Here is a 17,647-nt window from a genome sequence, read left to right as displayed (position 1 = left end):
GAGCAGTGGCTGAGCGCAGCCTGGTTGCTCGCGGCATCCGGTTCCACGCTGGAGCCATGAGAACAACAGGCAACACGATCTTCATGACCGGCGGTACGTCGGGTATCGGCCTCGAGCTCGCCCGCCGCTTCCGCGATCTCGGCAACACCGTGATCATCAGCGGCCGGCGTCAGGACCTGCTCGACCGGATCGCCGCCGAGGACGGTATCCAGGGCGTCCCGCTCGACGTCGCCGACCCGGACTCGATCGCGGCCGCGTTCGCGCAGGTGACCAGTACCCACGACGTCAACGTGCTGGTCACGATGGCCGGCATCATGCAGGTCGAGGACCTCCGCGACCCCGGGCACCTCGCCACCGCGGAGCAGACGATCGCGATCAACCTGCTCGGCACGATCCGCACGGTCGCCACGTTCACGCCGTACCTGCTGAAGCAGGCCGATCCGGTGATCCTGACCGTCTCGTCGGGTCTCGCCTCGGTGCCGCTGACGATCACGCCGACGTACAGCGCGACGAAGGCCGCGATCCACAGCTACACGCAGAGCCTGCGGATCCAGCTCGCGGACACCCCGATCCAGGTGATCGAGGTGGTCCCGCCCGCGGTCCAGACCGCGCTGATGAACCAGGAGAACGACGAGCACGCGATGCCGCTCGACGAGTACCTGGACGAGACGATGACCATCCTGCAGCAGCACCCGGACGCCGACGAGATCCTGGTCGACCGCGTCCGCTTCCTCCGCCACGCCGAACGCGAGAACCGCTACGACGCCGTCGTCGCGGCCCTCAACTCAGTCGCCTAACGCCTGCTCGATCCGCTCGACCTTGGCGGTGAGCTGGCCGGTGTAGCCGGGGCGGATGTCGGCCTTGAGGACCAGGCTGACCCGGGGCGACGCGGCGGTGACAGCCTCCACGGCCTGCTTCACCACCGCCATCACCTCGTCCCACTCGCCCTCGATGTTCGTGAACATCGCGTTGGTCTCGTTGGGAAGACCGGAGGCGCGGACGACGCGGACGGCCTCGGCCACCGCTTCGCTCACGCCCCCGGTCTCGTCACCGGCCGACGGGCTGATGCTGAATGCAACGATCATGCATCTAGGGTCCCACTGAAAACGGCCTCGGGGCGGTCGCGGTTTTCGTGCAGGTCCCAGTACAACGGGGCGATCTGCTCGGGCGTGGCTGTCGGGACGCCATCCGGGGCCCCGCCGCGCGCGACGGCACCGTCGCCGATCCAGACGCTGATCGCTACGTGGCCGGCGTACACGCCGCTGCCGGCCAACTCCTTGTTCAGGTTGATCACCCAGTTGCGCAGCGCCGCAGCGGCCGCGTTGATGTTGGCCAGCATCGGCACAGGGTCGACGGAGCCGCCGCCGGTGGTGAACAGCAGGGTCCCGGCGCCGGCCTCCCGCATGGCGGGCAGTACCGCCTGGGCGGCCGTCACGGCGCCGTAGAAGTTGTACTCGATCTGCGGCTGCAGATTGTCCACCGTGACCTCCGAGGGAGCGGCCATGGTGATGCCCGGCACCGGGGAATGCGGAGCCGGCGAGTACTCCAGTACGTCGATGCCGCCGAAGCGGGCCTTGGCCGCCTCAAGGGCATCCGTCAATGCGGCGCGGTCGAGGACATCGGCGGGGAACGCGGCGGCCTTGATGCCTTCCTGGCTGAGCTGATCGACCAGTGGTTCCAGCTTCTCCTGGGTACGGGCGATCAGGGCGACGTCGAAGCCGCGGCGGCCGAAGGTGCGGGCGATGGCCAGCCCCATCCCGGGGCCGGCGCCGACGATGGCAAGAGTGGACACAGTCAGATCTCCAATTCCTACTTTTTGTGCGTAGCGCCATGATGGATCAGTAGGAAAGCCCGTACAAAAGGCACATCGCTGTGCGTGCCGGAGGGAAATGTGCGCCATGGACACCGCCGACAGACCCGCCGCAGGCCGAGGGCCGTGCGCCGCCATCCCCGCTGAGCAGATGGATTCCGTCCGGCAGATGCTGGACCGGATCGGCGACAAATGGAGCATGCTGGTGATCGCCGTACTGGAGGCCGGTCCCTTGCGCTATACCGACCTGCAGCGCGAAGTCCCCGGAATCTCCCAGCGGATGCTCACCGTCACCGTGCGCCAACTGCAGCAGGACGGCTTGGTAACCCGGACCGCCTACGCGGAGGTGCCGCCGCGCGTGGAGTACGCCCTCACCCCCGTGGGCCGCAGCCTCCACCACGTCGTCGCGTCCCTGATCACCTGGGTCGCGGACCACCACAGTCAAATCCGCGAACACCGGACGCAAGTGGAAGACGCAGGTAATACCTAGGCGGAGGTGCGTGTCCCGGGCGCCGCCCGGCGTGTGACGGGCGGCGCCGGTGGGACGCTCAGATGTCAGGCTCCTCTTCGGCGAGGCGTTCCGCGCCGGAGGTGGTGAGGAGGGCCTTCTCCTTGATGAAGAGGACCGCGATCAGGGCGAGGACCGCGAACGGGACCGACATCATGAACAGGTCCGCGGTCGCCGCGCCGTACGCGTTCTCGACGATCGTCCGTACCTCCGGGGGCAGCTCGGCGATGTTCGGTACCGCGTTGCCGCCGCCGGACGACGCGCCGCCCGGGTTCAGCGTCTCGGCGACGTTGTTCGCCAGGATCGCGCCGAGCACGCTGACACCGATCGTGCCGCCCATGCTCCGGAAGAAGCTGACCGCGGACGTCGCCGCCCCCAGCTCCCGGGCCGGTACGTCGTTCTGCGCGGCGAGGACCAGGTTCTGCATCACCAGACCGATACCGACGCCGAGGACGACCATGAAGCTCCACAGCAGGTACTTCGAGGTGTGCGCGTCGATCGTGCCGAACAGCGCCAGCCCGATCGGCAGCAGCACGCTGCCGACGACCAGGTAGATCTTCCAGCGGCCGTACTTGGTGATCAGCCCACCGGCGATCGTGGACGCGACCATCATGCCGAGGATCAGCGGCAGACTCATCAGGCCGGCCTTGGTCGGGGTGTAGCCCTGCGCGATCTGGAAGTACTGCGCCAGGAACACCGAGCCGCCGAACATCGCGACGCCGACCAGCGCGCTGGCGATGATCGACAGCGTCACCGTGCGGTTGCGGAACAGGTCCATCGGGATGATCGGCTCGGGGTGCCGGCGCTCGACCAGCACCGCGGCGACCAGCGCCACCGCGGCGACCGCGACCAGTCCGAAGCTCCAGCCGGAGACCCACTCGAACTTGTTGCCGGCGAACGAGGACCAGACCAGCAGCGTGCTCACGCCGCCCATGATCAGGACCGCGCCCCACCAGTCGATCTTCACCTCGCGACGGACGGTCGGCAGCTTCAGCGTGCGCTGCAGCAGGATGATCGCCGCGAGCACGAACGGCACACCGACCAGGAAGCAGGCGCGCCAGCCGAGCGGCGAGTCGACGAGGAACCCGCCGAGCAGCGGTCCGCCGACGGTCGCCGACGCGAAGATCGCGCCGAAGATCCCGGAGTACCGGCCGAGCTCGCGCGGCGGGATGATGGCCGCCATCACGATCTGTACGAGCGCGGTCAGACCGCCGGCGCCGAGGCCCTGGAGGACGCGGCTGCCCAGCAGTACCTCGATGTTCGGCGCGAAACCGGCGACCAGCGAGCCGATCACGAAGAAGCCCAGCGACAGCTGGACGAGCAGCTTGTTGTTGTAGAGGTCGGCGAGCTTGCCCCACAACGGCACGGTGGCCGTCATCGTCAGCAGCTCGAGCGTGACGACCCAGGTGTACGACGACTGGCTCGCCCCCAGGTCGTGAATGATCCGCGGCAGTGCGGTCGACACCACGGTGCCGGCCAGGATCGCCACGAACATGCCCATCATCAGGCCGGAGATGGCCTGGATGGTCTGCCGCGGAGTGAGTGTCGTCGTCGGTTCGGTGATGCTGACCTCACCCACGGGTTCCGGAGTGGGTGACGAGGTCGTCGTCATGAGGTGCCTTTCTTCTGGTGGTCCGGCCCGAAGGCGGGGTCGATGCCTTGGGCAAGTAAATGGAAGGCTTCGTCGAGCAGGTCGCGGATCGGCCGTTCGGGAGCGGACTTGTGCAGGTCCATGGCCACCCGGCAGGCGGCGCCGGCGGTGCTGACGATCAGCGCCGGCCGGAGTGACCCGGCCGGTTCGCCCATCCGCTCGGTGAGCGCGGCGGTCAGTTGCCGCTCGTCGTCGAAGCTCGACAGCATCAGCTGGTACAGCAGAGTCGGTGAGCTCATGATCAGCTCACCCCGGCGCGACAGCTGGCCGTCGCTCTCCAGGTCCCGCAGTACGTCGTTGACGATGAACCACATCGTGGTCAGCGGCGACTCCTCGGCCGGCGCCGTCCGCATCCGCTCCAGGGCGCGCTCGAGATGCTCGGGGTTGCGCGCGAGGATCGCGTGCTCCTTGTGCGGGAAGTAGTTGAAGAAGGTCCGCACCGAGACGTCAGCCGCCTCCGCGATCTCCTCGACCGTGACGTGGTCAGGCCCCTTCTCCAACGCCAGCCGCAACGCAGCATCAGCCAACGCCGCCCGCGTCTGCAGCTTCTTACGCTCCCGCAACCCACCCTCAACCTGCTTCACGCAGACCAGGGTACGGACAAACTTGCAGTCACTGCAAACAATTAAACGCTGCAAGTTTGCAGCCCTGCAGCTTCGACTAGCGCCGTGCAGGCCTGGGGACCCACGCCGGCACAGCCCGGCAGTACTCCTCGTACTGCCGGCCGTACCGCGCCCGCAGCACCGGCTCCTCGTACCAGCGCACGAACGACGCCATCACGCCCCACGCGACCACGCCGTACCCGAACACCCACCAGTCCAGGAAAACGAGCGCCTGCCCGAAGATCGCCGCCACCACCCCGACGTACATCGGATTCCGCACGAACCGGTAGTCACCACCCACCACCAGCTCCTCAGTCGGCGCGACCGGCGCCGGCGTACCCCGCCCCTCGCGGACGAACCGGACGAAGGCCCGCAGTACGACGAACGCACCGGCCGCGACGATCACGAAGCCCGGCCAGAAGCGTGGCGCGGCCCAGCCGCTGAGCCACCACGGGAGCACCCCGGCAACCACGCAGGGTGCGGCGAAGAAGAAGGCTGCGCTACCGAGGATGGCTTTGGTCATGGGGGTTCCTGTAGAATTAAGAGGCAGCCTCCGGCACGGTTCCCGTGTGCGGAGGCTTTTGTGTATGACGACTCTTCTCTACAAAGCCGCCGGTGACGTCCGTGGTGACGACATCCTGCCGCTCAGCCAGCTCCGTGTGCACTACCCCGACCTGTACGAGCTCCATTTCAAGAAGTACGTCGATCGCCCGCACCGAGTGAATGCCCCGGTGTACCCGCTCAACTGCACCTGGGCCGACGTGGTCTTCCTGTCCCCGGTCCACCCGGCCCCGATCTTCGAGGCCATGCACGAGTCCGGCCGGATCGGCCCGGTCGTGGTCGACTACTGGACCCTGGACGCCGAACTCCTCGACCCGGCGAACACCTGCATCCTGCTCAAACGCCACGACCCCGAGCTCCGCCCCCAACCGGCCGAGGACTTCATCCCCTACACCCCCGAGGCAGCCGCGGCCCTGTCCACGCCGTCCGAGCGCGCCCTGCACCGGCTCCGCAACCTCAACGCCACCGAGCCCCTCTACCCCTGGGCCGACATCCCGCACATCCTGCACCGCGGCCCGATCCCACTCGCCGCGTTCCGCACCGCCACCGGCGCATCGGTCACCGCCTGAACGCAACAAAGCCCAGGACACCAAATGGCGTCCTGGGCTTTGTTCAGGAAGAGTTACTCGCCGACCAGCTGGTCGTAGTGCGTGGTGACCGAAACGTGGCTCACACCGCCGTAGACCTCGGGGATCTTGCCGTACGACGTGATCGCGGTCGCGGCGCCATTCGCCTTGCTCATGGCGTACTGGTAGCCGGAGTCCGTGTCGTGGTCGACGGCAACGATCAGCGAACCGCCGCGGCTGCCGCAGCCCTGGACGACCAGCGACTCGTACGCCGACCAGCCCGACGAGCGGATCAGCTTCATCACCGGCTTGGCCCCGGCCGCGACCGGGATGTGGGCGGTCCACAGCGCACCGGCGGTCGTGGTCATCAGCAGCGTGTCGTACGTCGCCGTCTCGCTGATCACCGTCATCGCCTTGAAGGCACGGAAGCCCGGGATGGGGCCAAGGCCCCGGAAGCCGGTGCCGACCATCTGGTACCGGTACAGGCTGCCGTTGCTGTTCAGGCCGTACAGGTACGCGTGCCGCGGCGCCGCGACGCTGTAGTTCGACGTCGCGATCGACTTGAAGCTGGTCCACCCCGGCCCGACCTTCTTGAAGGTCGGCTTCAGGACGCCGCTCGAGCTCAGGTACGTCGTGTGACGGTAGAGGTTCCCGCCCTGCAACAGCAGACCGTAGTAATAGACCTGAGTGAAGGACGCGTTCGTGGCGGCGTACCAGGTCGAGTTCGCGCGCGAGCCGACGAACGTGAACGGCGTGTCCGAGGCGGACTCGATCGGCCGGCCGGGGATGCTCAGGATCTCCTGCGCGGTGCCTGCGGCGGCCGGCGCCATCACGTCGCTGACGCACGGCTCGTCGGCGGCGGCCGACTTGATGGTGTTCGGCGTCATGGACGTGGCGAAGCGGTGCGGCTTCGGGTCGGTCTGTCCGGTGGCCACGGCCGTGCCGGAGCCGGCCGCCGCGGCGATCAGCCCGGCTCCGGCCAGTGCAAGCGCGAAGCGCTGCAGTTTCATACGGGTTCCCCTCTGAAAGCGTCTCGAAGAGTTCGAGTCCGCGCTGAACAGCGCCGGGCCCGCCAACAGTTGGCCGAGCCGGGCAGCAATGTGCACATCGTTGCCACCCACCACGCCGTTACAGTCCGCGCGGTGAATTCTCGGATTCGACCCGGTGCACTGACAGGATTCAGCCATGGCGCGACCGTGGCTGATCGATCTGCCGACGTTCGCGGTGGACAACGTGCAGTGGGCCGCGGATCTCCTGCTGTCGTGGACGTTCTTGATGATTCCGCTCGCAGTGCTGGCGTTCGCGCTCGACCGGATCCGCCTCGACCACACTGCGCTGCGGCAGGGCCTGGTCGTCGTGGTCGTGGGCCTGTGCACCCTGCTGACGTACTACCTGGTGGGCGCACTCTCGGACCTCGGCAAGCCGCGCGCCTGGATCGAGTGGGCCGTTTCGGGCTTGCTGATCGTCGGCCCTGTCGTCGGGACCGCCGTGATCGCGGCTCTCGCCCGCGGCGGACGGATCCCCGCCGACGGCGTCGCACCGGTCTCCGGCCTACTCACCGGGAGCCTGATGGCCGGGTGCGCCGCGCTCTATCTCGTACTGGACCGAGCCGCACCCCACCTCACCTATCCCGGGGACGCTCCGCAACAGCCCGTACTCGCGGCCCGCCCCGCCGTCGTCACTCTCGTGCTCGGTGTATTGACCCTGACCTGGGCGATCCGTTCGCTGAAGGGCCGCGCCTGACCGTCACGGAATCGGTGATCTGGTTCACTTTTGGTCAGATACATAGCATTCCTATGTATATTGGTGAGTGTGACGGCACCTGATCTGACAGAGCTCGGAGAAGACATCGTGGTCGCGTCGACGCGGTTGGCGCGGATGGCGACGCGGAACGTGAACACGCTGCCGCACGCCGCGATGCGGGTCCTGGGGCGGCTGGACGAGCTCGGGCAGGCCCGGATCAGCGAGCTGGCCAAGGCCGATCGGTGTTCGCAACCGACCATGTCCAACCTGGTGCAGCGCCTCGAGGAGCAGGGCTGGGTGCGTCGCGCCCAGGACCCGGCCGACTCGCGCGCCAGCCTGATCAGCCTCACCGACGCAGGTCTCGCCGAGCTGCGCAGCGCCCGCCACCAGGCCGGCGCTGCCTTGGCCGCGCACCTGAGTCAGCTCCCGGCGACCGACCTCACCACCCTGGAGGCCGCCGTCGCCATCGTCCACAAACTCCTCACCCTCGAACCTTTGGAGGACAGTCCCCGGTGACCAAGTCGTCGTTCCTGAAGCAGCCCAAGTCCGTCTGGGCGGTCGCGTTCGCTTGCGTGATCGCTTTCATGGGCATCGGCCTGGTGGACCCGATCCTCAAGCCGATCGCCGAACAACTGCACGCGAGCCCGTCCCAGGTCTCGCTGCTGTTCACCAGTTACATGGCGGTCATCGGTGTCGCGATGCTGATCACCGGCGCCGTCTCCAGCCGCATCGGCGCCAAGCGCACGCTGCTGATCGGCCTGGCCGTCATCGTCGTGTTCAGCGCGCTGGCCGGCCTGTCCAACAGCATCGGAATGATCGTCGCCTTCCGGGCGGGCTGGGGCCTGGGCAACGCGCTGTTCATCGCGACCGCACTCGCCACGATCGTGAACTCGGCCGCCGGTTCGGTCGCCGAGGCGATCATCCTCTACGAGGCCGCCCTCGGCGTCGGCATCGCGGCCGGTCCGCTGGTCGGCGGCGAACTGGGCACGATCTCCTGGCGCGGCCCGTTCTTCGGCGTCGCCGTCCTGATGACGATCGCCCTCGCCGCCACCGCGTTCCTGCTCCCCGCATCACCGCCGGAAGCACGCCGTACGTCGGTGCTCGAGCCGCTGAAGGCCCTGCGGCACAGGTCGCTCGCGACCGTGGCGGTCACCGCGTTGCTGTACAACTTCGGCTTCTTCACGCTGCTCGCGTTCACCCCGTTCCCGCTGGCGATGTCGGCGCGTGAGATCGGGCTGATCTTCTTCGGCTGGGGTATCTGTCTCGCGTTCACCTCGGTGTTCGTGGCGCCGCGGCTGCAGCGCCGGTTCGGCACTCTCCCGGTGGCGATGACCGTGCTGCTGCTGTTCGGCGCGGACCTCGCAGTGATGGGCGTCTACGCGCACCACAAGCCGGTACTCGCGGCCGGTGTCATCGTGGCCGGCCTGTTCCTGGGCATCAACAACACGCTGATCACCGAGGCCGTGATGGCAGCCGCTCCGGTCGAACGCGGTACGGCGTCCGCGGCGTACTCCTTCGTCCGGTTCTCCGGCGGCGCGGTCGCACCGTGGCTGGCCGGCAAGCTCGGCGAGGAGGTCAACATCCAGCTCCCGTTCTACGTCGGCGCCTTCGCCGTACTCCTCGCGGTCGGTGTCCTCGCCACCGGCTGGAAGCCGCTCTCCCACCTCCGGGTCCCCACCGCCCACTCCGAATCCGAAGCCGAAGCCCTCACCGCCGCCGACGCCTGACCGGCTCATGTGGTCATCCACGCTTCCTCGAGTCGTGGGGCGTGGCACCCGAACCGGCGCCGGCGAACAGGAAATAACAGGTCTCCACCCACCACTTCCTGTCCCACGCACCCGGAACCTCACCGGGCCTGGGCCTTGCAGGACAGCGAGGTGCACGCCGCGCAGGAGCGGGTCGACAAGGCGCGGACGGCGTACCTGAAGAAGCTGCCGGTTGTGGACGAGATCGATGTGAAGACGGGGCGGGGCGACGTCACGTTGCGGGAGTTCGTGGCGGGGGCGCTGGGGCACAGTCCGTTGTGGGTCAAGGGATTGTTCGCGGTGCGGATGGCCGTGGCCGCGGTCCTTCGCCTCGAGACCACCGGCATACCGGACACGCGGCGCCTGCGGCCCGAGACGGTGAGCTTCACGCCGGGCGAGAAGAACGCGTTCTTCACCGTCGTTCGCGGCGAGGAGGACCACTACCTGCTGCTGCAGATCTCCGACAACCACCTGGACACATGGCTCGCGTTCATCACCGACGACGAACGGCCGGCGACGTTCAAGGTCGTGACGCTGGTGCAGTTCCTGCGGCCCGCCGGGCGGTTCTACTACAACCTGATCCGGCCGTTCCACCACGTCATTCTGCTCGGTATGTGCCGAGCCGGCGAGACGTGGCGCGAGCGGCAGTGAGCGTCGCCGCGACTCCCACGACCACCAGAGCCGACACGGAGATCAGGCCGAGCAGCCGCCACGGAATCGCCAACGCAGCAAGGCCGTAAGGCCCCGCCGCGATCCCGGCGAGCGCTGCCGCGGCGACCAAAGATCCCAGCAGTACGCCGACCACGACAACGGTCACGGACTCGACGAGCGCGACCGTCACGACCTGCGCCCGCGTCAGACCGGCCAGCCGGGACAAGGTGAACTCCTGCCGCCGGTCGGCTGTCGACATCACAACCGCGTTGACTACGGCGACCGCGGTGAAGATCCCGGCCAACCCCAGGAGCGCGGCGAACAGCCCCGAGTTGCTGCGCTGCTGCGCCTCACCACGCGCCTCCGCCCACTGCTCGACCGTCTGACCGTCCAGCGTCGCACCAGGCGCCAGCTTCACCAGCGTCTCGGTCCGCCCACCGGCCGGCAGCAGACTCCTCGGTACGAAGATGTTCTCGCTCACATCGAGCGTCTCGGGCATGATCGCGACCACCTTCACCGCGATCGATCTGTTGCCCAGAGCAATCTTCAGTGTCGAGCCGAGCTTGTACCCCTCGGCCGCCATCCCCGGCCCGATCGCGATCGTCCTCCCGGTCAGCCGGTCCAGCGAACCCTTCCGGGGTCGCAGCTTGTGGGTCTGCTGGTAGGCCGCCGGATCGATCCCGATCGCCTCGGAGTACAGCGTTTTCCGTCCCCGCGTCACAGCGATCGGTACGGCGGTCTGCGCCGAGGCCGCGACGATCCCCGGGCCTGGACCGACGGCGCGATCGACCACGACATCCGCCGTGATCAACTGTTTCTGCTCGACGCCGACCGCCTTCGCCAGCGAACCGAACGTGCCCCACAGCCCGATCACCAGCCCGACGAGCACGATCAACGGCGCCGCGGTCGCCGCGCTCCGCCGTACCGCGTGCAGCACGCCGGCCCGGGCGAGATCCGCGATCAAGTTGCCCCGGACAACGATCGCGGGCAGCCGGCCGACCAGCGGTACGACGACAGGGCTCAGCTGGCTCAACGCCACGGACCCGCTGATCATCACCACGAGCCCGATCATCAGTCCGGCCACGAGATCCCGCGCCGCCTGCGCCACGATCACCAGCAGTACCGTGCCGAAGGCAGCCGACAGCCCCCAGAACCACCGCCATCCCGTCATCACCCGCCGCGCCGCCTGTCCCTCGACGATCGCCTCGAGCGCACTGATCCGCGACGCCCGCCAGGCGGCGGCGAGTACGCCGGCCAACGCCGTACTCACGCCGACGATCATCGCCGCCCACACCGCCCCCTGATCCCACGGCGCGTCGAACCACTCCGGCAGCATTCCCAACCGAACGAGCAGCCACGACTGTGCCCAGGTCGCCAGCACACCCAACGGCAACCCGACGACACTGCCGACGATCCCGAGCAGGCCGGCTTCGGTCACGACCATCAGACACAGGTAGCCCCGCTGCGCCCCGACCAGCCGCAGCAGTCCGAACTCCCGCCGCCGCTGCACCGTCATGAACCCGAACGTCGTACTGACGATGAACACACTTAGGAAAACGGCGAGCATGACCGACATTCCGAGCAGCGTCGCGGCCCCGACGTACCCCTCACGGACCTTGGCCCGCTCGTACGCCGACAACGCCTGGGGTAGCACCGGCCTGTCGGTCGCGGCCAGCATCTGTAACCCGGACTGCACCAACCCGACCCCGAGCGCGACAGCAACCACCGCGCCGGCGAACAGTTGCCACCTGGTCCGCAGCGCTCCGACAGACAACCTCAGCATGCACTCAGCCAACAGCCTGCAACTGCGGCGGGCCCTGGCCTCAGCGCCCGGCCGTAGGTAGCTCGCGCGCTACTGCGCTGACAGCAGAAGGTTGATGGTGCTGTGGTTGGCGAGTCCGCCGAGCGCACCGAGAGCCCGGAAGGTCAGGGTCACGTCGACGATCGTGGGCGCGTCGAGCCGGACCCGGAACGCCGTGTCCTGACGATGCTCACCAGTCAGCTCGTGATCGGGCAGCTCGAGATGCAGCCCGTGCACTGGTTCGGCCTCGACCGCGAGCGGTCCGGTCACGAAGCCGTCGTTGACGACCGTCACGGCAACCGTGTGCCATTCGCCGGGCGTCAACGTGCCGATCGGCGCGCCGCTGCGGGCCACGTTCACCCGGGCCTCCGGGTTGATGGTGACCGCGATCGGGGCGTCCGTCGTCACCGGCCCGCAGCAGCCGATCGCGGGTGCCTGGTGCGTCATCGGTCGACCTCGCATTCTTCGCCTCGCGTGCGGTACGCGGCCTGTGCCTCGTCGTACGCCTGCCGCGCGGCGTCCTGCTCGCTCTCGCGGATGAACCCGGACTTCACCTTCCACAGCTGGTCGACGGAGTCGTGCAGCCATTGAGCGCTGCGGCGTGACGCGCGGATCGGCCGGCCGCCGACCTCGACGAAGATCGGCTGGGTGTGCACACTGCGCATGACCCGTAGCGCGATCCAGGACGAGCGCTCGACCGGTACGTCGAAGGAAACTTCCTGTTCGGTGCCGTCGGCAACCAATTCCTGCGTAGCCACCGAAAGGCCGTTCAGCACGACCTCCAGCAGAACTTTCCGGGACGTTCCGATCCGGGCCCGTTCGAGATGCCAGCCCACCGGCGCGCTGTACATCAGTCGTCCCGGCGGCGGTGGCGGCGGCTCCTCGGGCAGCCACGCGGCGACGGTCGCGCTGACCTGCACCGGGCCCGGCTCGTCCAACGAATGTTCCCGGCTGACGTCACCGTCGACGGCCAGGTCGAACACGTGGCTACGGCCGTCACCGAAGTACGACGCGCTCTCCCGCAGACCGGTGTTCCACGCCTCGATCGCCTGTGGTCCGGTCGGCGGCTCGGCCAGTCGCACGTACGTCCGCCCGATGCCCGGGCCGTCGTCGTAGATGCACGGGTAGTCGGTCTCGCCGAGCATCAGGGTGCGGTAGCCGACGCTCAGCAGGTGGTACCAGATGTTCAGCTCGGCCGCGGGCGCGAACTGGGTGCCGCACTGGAAGTCGGCGACCCCGAGCGGTACGTCGACGACGATCTCGTTGGAACCGATGCCCTGGAACGACGGGACGATGTAGTTCGGGAGTTCCTCGGTGCCGACGCCCAGCCCGATTCCACAGTGCGCGTACCCGACCAGCGCGCCTTGTTCCTTGGCCCACCGCAGCACCGGCAGGTTCCAGGACGGCCAGTCCTCGATCAGCGTCGTACCGGGGTAGTCCTGGTCGGTGAGGCCGAGCAGGATCAGATGGCCGGAATGACTGGACGGAAACCCGGAAACTTCCACGTCGTACCGCAGGGTGCTCTCCGCGTCGCGATCCGTCGGCTGCGGCATCCAGGTCATGCCCTGCGCGGCCTGCATCGCCGGATCTTCCAGGTCGGCCGGCGGGCTGATCGCCGCACCGCTGAAGAACTGTTTCTGGTGGTAGTAGCAGGGCGCCCAGGTGAGCACGCTGCCGAGCCAGAGGCCCTCGCCGCGGACGTGCCGGATCATCGTTTCCGGCGTGACGCCTTCGCTCGGAATGTTGTAGTGCGAGCAGCCGCCGGCGTGGATGTGCGGGTCGCCCGAGTAGTAGCCGCGGGCCGCCGGATCCACCCAGCGGTCGAGCACGACCGGAATTTCCGTCGTTTCCGCGTCGACGTCGGCTGTGGTCAGCACCGGCCGGTACTCCGGCCCGCGGATCGCGGTGACCTCGTACCGGCCCGCGGGCAGCCGGATCATCTCGCCGGTCGCCCGGTACACGTGTTCGTGGAAGAACATGTCCGGCGCCAGCCGCATCGCCTTCGACGGGTACGTCCGTCCTTGGGCGTCCCGGACCGTGATCGCGGCCATGCAGCTGCGCCCGTCCGGCTCGCGGACGTCGATCCGGATCTCGGGCGCCGGCGCGCAGTCGAACTCGAACCCCGCGGCGTACTCGCCCAATTCGAAGTTCGTCCGCTGATAGGCCAGCCCCTGCGGCGTCCGGCTCAGACTGTGATGGTTGTGCTGGTCCTCGGCGACCAGCATCACCCCGCCCGACCGGACCCCGCCGTCACGGCTGTAGAGGCTGATCACCCTGTACTCGACCTCGAGGCCGGACAGCTCATCCGGCCCGGCGAGCTTCGCGTCCAGCCACGCGTTCTTGATCCGCGGTACGACCGTCAGCGTGTCGGCCAGCGCGATCCGCGCGGAGTGGCTGTGGTAGTCGATCAGCCCGTACACCCCGCCGTTCCCCGTGCTCAGGTTGGCCTCGAGCCGATGCGGATTGGACACCCGCACCAGGAAGCTGCGCCAACCGTGCTGGACAAGGCGCGGCGGCGCGGCGCCGGCCGTGGACAGCGCCGACCCGCGCTCGTCGATCGCCACGTCCACCAGGACGAACGGGCGCAGCAGGGTCTCGAGCTGAGTACGGCGTTCCGCGTCGCTCAGCGAACTGCTCTCCAGCTTCGACAGCTGGGTGACCACGTCGGCGGGCAGCGGATCGCCGAGGTCCTGCAGTTTCCGCATGGCGCGGACCGCGGACGCGAACAGTGGCTGGACTGGGGGTTCTGACACCGAGGACCTCCCTGTTGGCGAGTTCCCTCGCGACCCTACTCGGCGCCGTCTACCTCAGCACCTCCAATAACGCGGCGACGTCGGCCTGGTCCAGGTCGCGGGCGCCGATCAGCGCCTGCATCAAGAGGCCGTCGAGTGCGGCCACCAACAGCCTTGCCTTCTGAGGATCCGCGGTGAACGCCCTGGCGATCTCGGTCAAGGGCTCCAACCACGCCCCGGCCGTCTCCCGCAGGTCGGGCCGCCGAGCCGCGTACAGGTACAACTCGTAGAGCGCCAGCGTCCGGCCGCGCCGCCGTACGACGCTGTGCTCGATCAGCCGTGCCAACTCGTCGGCCGGTCGTGCGCCCAGCTCACTCCCGCGACCGTGCAACTCGACGGCGAGATCGTCCGCGGCCGATTGCAGCGCGGCGACCAGGAGGTCGTCCAGTGTCGGAAAGTGATAGGTGATCGAGGCGACCGAGACATCGGCCACCGCGGCCACCGCGCGATGGCTCACACCTGCGACTCCGTCGCGTTCGATCACGGCCAAGGTCGCCGCGATCAGCTGGCTCCGGCGCTGCTCGCCGCGCACCCGGCGCCCGTCCACACCCCGCCTGACCTGCACGAACAGCAAACTATCAGGACGTCTGTACGGATTGATTTTGCTGCCCGGAATCGCGGGATCCAGCGTTTTCCGCGACTTAGGCTCGGATTTCGTGGCCCCTGAACTGACGACAGCGATGCGGCGCGCCCTGAAGCGCGCGGACGACGGCAAGACCCTCGACCCGGCAGAGGTGGAGGTGCTGCTCGGCGCGAGCGGCGACGCGCTGACCGCGCTGATGACCACCGCGGCCCGGGTCCGCGACCAAGGGCTGGCCGACGCCGGCCGGTCGGGGATCATCACGTACTCGAAGAAGGTCTTCATCCCGCTGACGCGGCTGTGCCGCGACCGCTGCCACTACTGCACGTTCGCGACCACGCCGGGGCGGGTACACGCGCCGTACCTGTCGCCCGACGAGGTGCTGGAGATCGCGCGGCAGGGCGCGGCGCTGGGGTGCAAGGAGGCGCTGTTCACGCTCGGCGATGCGCCCGAGGACCGGTGGGACGCCGCGCGGCAATGGCTCGACGAGGCCGGGTACGACAGCACCCTCGACTACGTCCGGGCGATGGCGATCCGGGTGCTCGAGGAGACCGGCCTGCTGCCGCACCTGAACCCCGGCGTGATGTCGTGGCAGGACCTGCAGCGGCTGAAGCCGGTCGCGCCGAGCATGGGGATGATGCTCGAGACCACCTCGCGGCGGCTGTTCGAGGAGAAGGGCCAGCCGCACTTCGGGTCGCCGGACAAGGACCCGGCGGTCCGGCTCCGGGTGCTCGAGGACGCCGGGCGGTCGAACGTACCGTTCACGACCGGGCTGCTGATCGGCATCGGGGAAACGCTGCCGGAACGTTCCGACTCGATCTTCGCGTTGCGGAAAATCGCCCGCCAGTACAACGGCATCCAGGAAGTCATCATCCAGGGATTCCGGGTGAAGCCGGACACCGCGATGCGCAACGACGCCGACGTACCGCTGGACGAGTGGCTGGCCGCGATCGCGGTGACGCGGATCGTGCTCGGGCCGCGGGTCCGGGTGCAGGCGCCGCCGAACCTGGTGGACCTCGCCGAGTGCCGCGCGCTGCTCGACGCGGGCGTGGACGACTTCGGCGGGGTCTCGCCGCTGACCCCCGACCACGTGAACCCCGAGCGGCCGTGGCCGCAGATCGACGACCTCGCGAAGGTGACCGCCGACGCCGGCTTCACCCTTCGCGAGCGCCTGACGGCGCACCCCGAGTACCTGCGCGAGCCCTGGCTCGACCCGCGTCTGATCTCGCACGTCGAGGCGCTGGTCGACCCCGCTACGGGTCTGGCCAACGAAGCCGCGATGCCGGTCGGCCTCCCCTGGCAGGAGCCCGACGGCGGCTGGGACAGCGTCGGCCGCACCGACCTCCACACCGCGATCGACACCGAAGGCCGTCGTACCGAAACCCGCTCCGACTTCGACGCCGCCTACGGCGACTGGGACGTCCTCCGCGAGGACGTCGCGGCCCGCCGCGCCGCCGAGGCTGCCGGTGACGCCACCGCGTCCACCTCTCCCGAGCGGATCGCTGCCGACGTGAAGGCGGCCCTCGCGGCCGCCGAACGGGATCCGGCCGGCCTGTCCGACGCGCAAGCGCTCACCTTGATGACGGCCACCGGGCCGGCGTTGGACCAGCTTGCGCGGATCGCCGACGACCTGCGGAAGGCAACGGTCGGGGACGACGTCACCTACGTCGTGAACCGGAACATCAACTTCACCAACGTCTGCTACACCGGGTGCCGGTTCTGCGCGTTCGCCCAGCGGCGCACCGACGCCGACGCCTACTCCCTCTCGATGGACGAGGTCGGTCAGCGCGCCGAGGAGGCGTGGGTGATCGGCGCGACCGAGGTCTGCATGCAGGGCGGTATCCACCCCGACCTGCCCGGTACGGCGTACGCCGACCTGGTCCGCGCGGTCAAGGACCGGGTCCCGGAGATGCACGTCCACGCGTACTCGCCGATGGAGATCGTGAACGGCTCGGTCCGCACCGGCCTGTCGATCGAGGAGTTCCTGATCTCGGTGAAGGAGGCCGGGCTGGACAGCATCCCGGGCACCGCGGCCGAGATCCTCGACGACGACGTCCGCTGGATCCTCACCAAGGGAAAGTTGCCGACGGCAAGCTGGATCGAGGTGATCAGCACCGCGCACAAGGTCGGCCTGCCGTCCAGTTCGACGATGATGTACGGCCACGTCGACGCCCCGCACCACTGGGTCCAGCACCTGCGCACGATCGCCGCGGTGCAGGACGAGACCGGTGGCTTCACCGAGTTCGTGCTGCTCCCGTTCATCCACCAGAACTCGCCGATCTACCTGGCCGGCGTCGCCCGCCCGGGCCCGACGTACGACGAGAACCGGGCGGTGCACGCGATGGCGCGGATCATGCTGCACGGCCGGATCGACAACATCCAGTGCTCGTGGGTGAAGCTCGGCGTGGACGGCTGCGTCGCCGTCCTGAACGGCGGCGTGAACGACATCGGCGGCACGCTGATGGAGGAGACCATCAGCCGGATGGCCGGCTCCAAGCACGGCAGCCGCAAGTCGATCGCCGAACTCACCGCGATGGCCACCGCGGCCGGCCGCCCGGCCCGCCAGCGCACCACGACGTACGGCGACGTACCGGCCCGCCCGGCGACCGAGCTGGAACTCGCCTGACGCTCCTCCCT

At 68.6% G+C, this 17,647-nt stretch carries 18 protein-coding genes; 8 read left to right on the top strand and 10 right to left on the bottom strand.

Features of this window, described 5'->3' with window-relative positions:
* The first annotated feature begins 56 nt into the window (after positions 1–56).
* The gene (locus E0H92_RS05370; protein WP_131465089.1) at positions 57–797 is read left to right on the top strand and encodes an SDR family oxidoreductase; all 741 of its coding nucleotides are present in this window, start codon (positions 57–59) and stop codon (positions 795–797) included.
* Here the strand turns inward: E0H92_RS05370 and E0H92_RS05365 are convergent.
* Positions 786–1,085 carry a thiamine-binding protein gene (locus tag E0H92_RS05365; protein ID WP_131465087.1) on the bottom strand — a complete coding sequence of 100 codons (300 nt, stop codon included), beginning with the start codon at positions 1,083–1,085 and terminating at the stop codon, positions 786–788. The genes E0H92_RS05370 and E0H92_RS05365 overlap by 12 nt on opposite strands.
* Positions 1,082–1,792, bottom strand: a complete 711-nt coding sequence (locus tag E0H92_RS05360) for an SDR family NAD(P)-dependent oxidoreductase (RefSeq protein ID WP_131495559.1) — start codon at positions 1,790–1,792, stop codon at positions 1,082–1,084. Before E0H92_RS05360 ends, E0H92_RS05365 begins: the two co-directional genes overlap by 4 nt.
* A gap of 106 nt (positions 1,793–1,898) precedes the next feature.
* Here E0H92_RS05360 and E0H92_RS05355 point away from each other — a divergent pair, with 106 nt between their 5' ends.
* Positions 1,899–2,300: a winged helix-turn-helix transcriptional regulator gene (locus tag E0H92_RS05355; protein WP_202873520.1), complete on the top strand. Its 402-nt coding sequence runs from the start codon at positions 1,899–1,901 to the stop codon at positions 2,298–2,300.
* A gap of 58 nt (positions 2,301–2,358) precedes the next feature.
* Here the strand turns inward: E0H92_RS05355 and E0H92_RS05350 are convergent, their stop codons facing one another.
* From E0H92_RS05350 to E0H92_RS05340, 3 genes are all read right to left on the bottom strand, one after another.
* Positions 2,359–3,930, bottom strand: coding sequence for an MDR family MFS transporter (locus tag E0H92_RS05350; protein ID WP_131465081.1), 1,572 nt, complete (start codon positions 3,928–3,930; stop codon positions 2,359–2,361).
* Complete coding sequence (locus tag E0H92_RS05345) at positions 3,927–4,553, bottom strand: TetR family transcriptional regulator (protein ID WP_202873519.1); 627 nt, start codon at positions 4,551–4,553, stop codon at positions 3,927–3,929. Before E0H92_RS05345 ends, E0H92_RS05350 begins: the two co-directional genes overlap by 4 nt.
* A gap of 76 nt (positions 4,554–4,629) precedes the next feature.
* Positions 4,630–5,094, bottom strand: a complete 465-nt coding sequence (locus tag E0H92_RS05340) for a methyltransferase family protein (protein WP_131465079.1) — start codon at positions 5,092–5,094, stop codon at positions 4,630–4,632.
* Positions 5,095–5,158: 64 nt separating this feature from the next.
* Between E0H92_RS05340 and E0H92_RS05335 the strand changes: the two genes are divergently transcribed.
* Complete coding sequence (locus tag E0H92_RS05335) at positions 5,159–5,701, top strand: hypothetical protein (RefSeq protein WP_131465077.1); 543 nt, start codon at positions 5,159–5,161, stop codon at positions 5,699–5,701.
* A gap of 53 nt (positions 5,702–5,754) precedes the next feature.
* Here E0H92_RS05335 and E0H92_RS05330 read toward each other — a convergent pair whose 3' ends face one another.
* Positions 5,755–6,708 (bottom strand): hypothetical protein, encoded by a 954-nt coding sequence (locus E0H92_RS05330; RefSeq protein WP_131465075.1) that lies wholly within the window; start codon positions 6,706–6,708, stop codon positions 5,755–5,757.
* 175 nt (positions 6,709–6,883) lie between these two features.
* Between E0H92_RS05330 and E0H92_RS05325 the strand changes: the two genes are divergently transcribed.
* The 4 genes from E0H92_RS05325 to E0H92_RS05310 all read left to right on the top strand — a co-directional run bounded on the left by E0H92_RS05325 (position 6,884) and on the right by E0H92_RS05310 (position 9,837).
* Positions 6,884–7,441 carry a hypothetical protein gene (locus tag E0H92_RS05325; protein WP_131465073.1) on the top strand — a complete coding sequence of 186 codons (558 nt, stop codon included), beginning with the start codon at positions 6,884–6,886 and terminating at the stop codon, positions 7,439–7,441.
* Between the two features lie 69 nt (positions 7,442–7,510).
* On the top strand, positions 7,511–7,957 hold the full coding sequence (locus E0H92_RS05320; RefSeq protein ID WP_131465071.1) for a MarR family winged helix-turn-helix transcriptional regulator: 447 nt from the start codon (positions 7,511–7,513) through the stop codon (positions 7,955–7,957).
* Positions 7,954–9,168 carry an MFS transporter gene (locus tag E0H92_RS05315; protein WP_238153031.1) on the top strand — a complete coding sequence of 405 codons (1,215 nt, stop codon included), beginning with the start codon at positions 7,954–7,956 and terminating at the stop codon, positions 9,166–9,168. Before E0H92_RS05320 ends, E0H92_RS05315 begins: the two co-directional genes overlap by 4 nt.
* A gap of 150 nt (positions 9,169–9,318) precedes the next feature.
* On the top strand, positions 9,319–9,837 hold the full coding sequence (locus E0H92_RS05310) for a DUF2867 domain-containing protein (RefSeq protein ID WP_165549698.1): 519 nt from the start codon (positions 9,319–9,321) through the stop codon (positions 9,835–9,837).
* On the opposite strand, the gene E0H92_RS05305 is transcribed toward E0H92_RS05310, so the two are convergent.
* The 4 genes from E0H92_RS05305 to E0H92_RS05290 form a co-directional block, all read right to left on the bottom strand.
* Positions 9,785–11,620 carry an ABC transporter permease gene (locus tag E0H92_RS05305; RefSeq protein ID WP_131495556.1) on the bottom strand — a complete coding sequence of 612 codons (1,836 nt, stop codon included), beginning with the start codon at positions 11,618–11,620 and terminating at the stop codon, positions 9,785–9,787. The genes E0H92_RS05310 and E0H92_RS05305 overlap by 53 nt on opposite strands.
* A gap of 69 nt (positions 11,621–11,689) precedes the next feature.
* Positions 11,690–12,085: a hypothetical protein gene (locus E0H92_RS05300; RefSeq protein ID WP_131465065.1), complete on the bottom strand. Its 396-nt coding sequence runs from the start codon at positions 12,083–12,085 to the stop codon at positions 11,690–11,692.
* A complete protein-coding gene (locus E0H92_RS05295) occupies positions 12,082–14,391 on the bottom strand; it encodes a CehA/McbA family metallohydrolase (RefSeq protein WP_131495555.1) in 2,310 nt (769 codons plus the stop codon). Before E0H92_RS05295 ends, E0H92_RS05300 begins: the two co-directional genes overlap by 4 nt.
* A 49-nt stretch (positions 14,392–14,440) precedes the next feature.
* Complete coding sequence (locus tag E0H92_RS05290) at positions 14,441–14,995, bottom strand: TetR/AcrR family transcriptional regulator (protein WP_238173321.1); 555 nt, start codon at positions 14,993–14,995, stop codon at positions 14,441–14,443.
* A 115-nt stretch (positions 14,996–15,110) separates the two neighbouring features.
* Here E0H92_RS05290 and E0H92_RS05285 point away from each other — a divergent pair, with 115 nt between their 5' ends.
* Positions 15,111–17,636, top strand: coding sequence for a bifunctional FO biosynthesis protein CofGH (locus E0H92_RS05285; protein WP_131496446.1), 2,526 nt, complete (start codon positions 15,111–15,113; stop codon positions 17,634–17,636).
* Positions 17,637–17,647: the final 11 nt, after the last annotated feature.

Source organism: Kribbella speibonae (assembly GCF_004331375.1).
Taxonomy (GTDB): domain Bacteria; phylum Actinomycetota; class Actinomycetes; order Propionibacteriales; family Kribbellaceae; genus Kribbella; species Kribbella sindirgiensis.
This window is presented reverse-complemented; position numbering and strand designations above follow the sequence as displayed.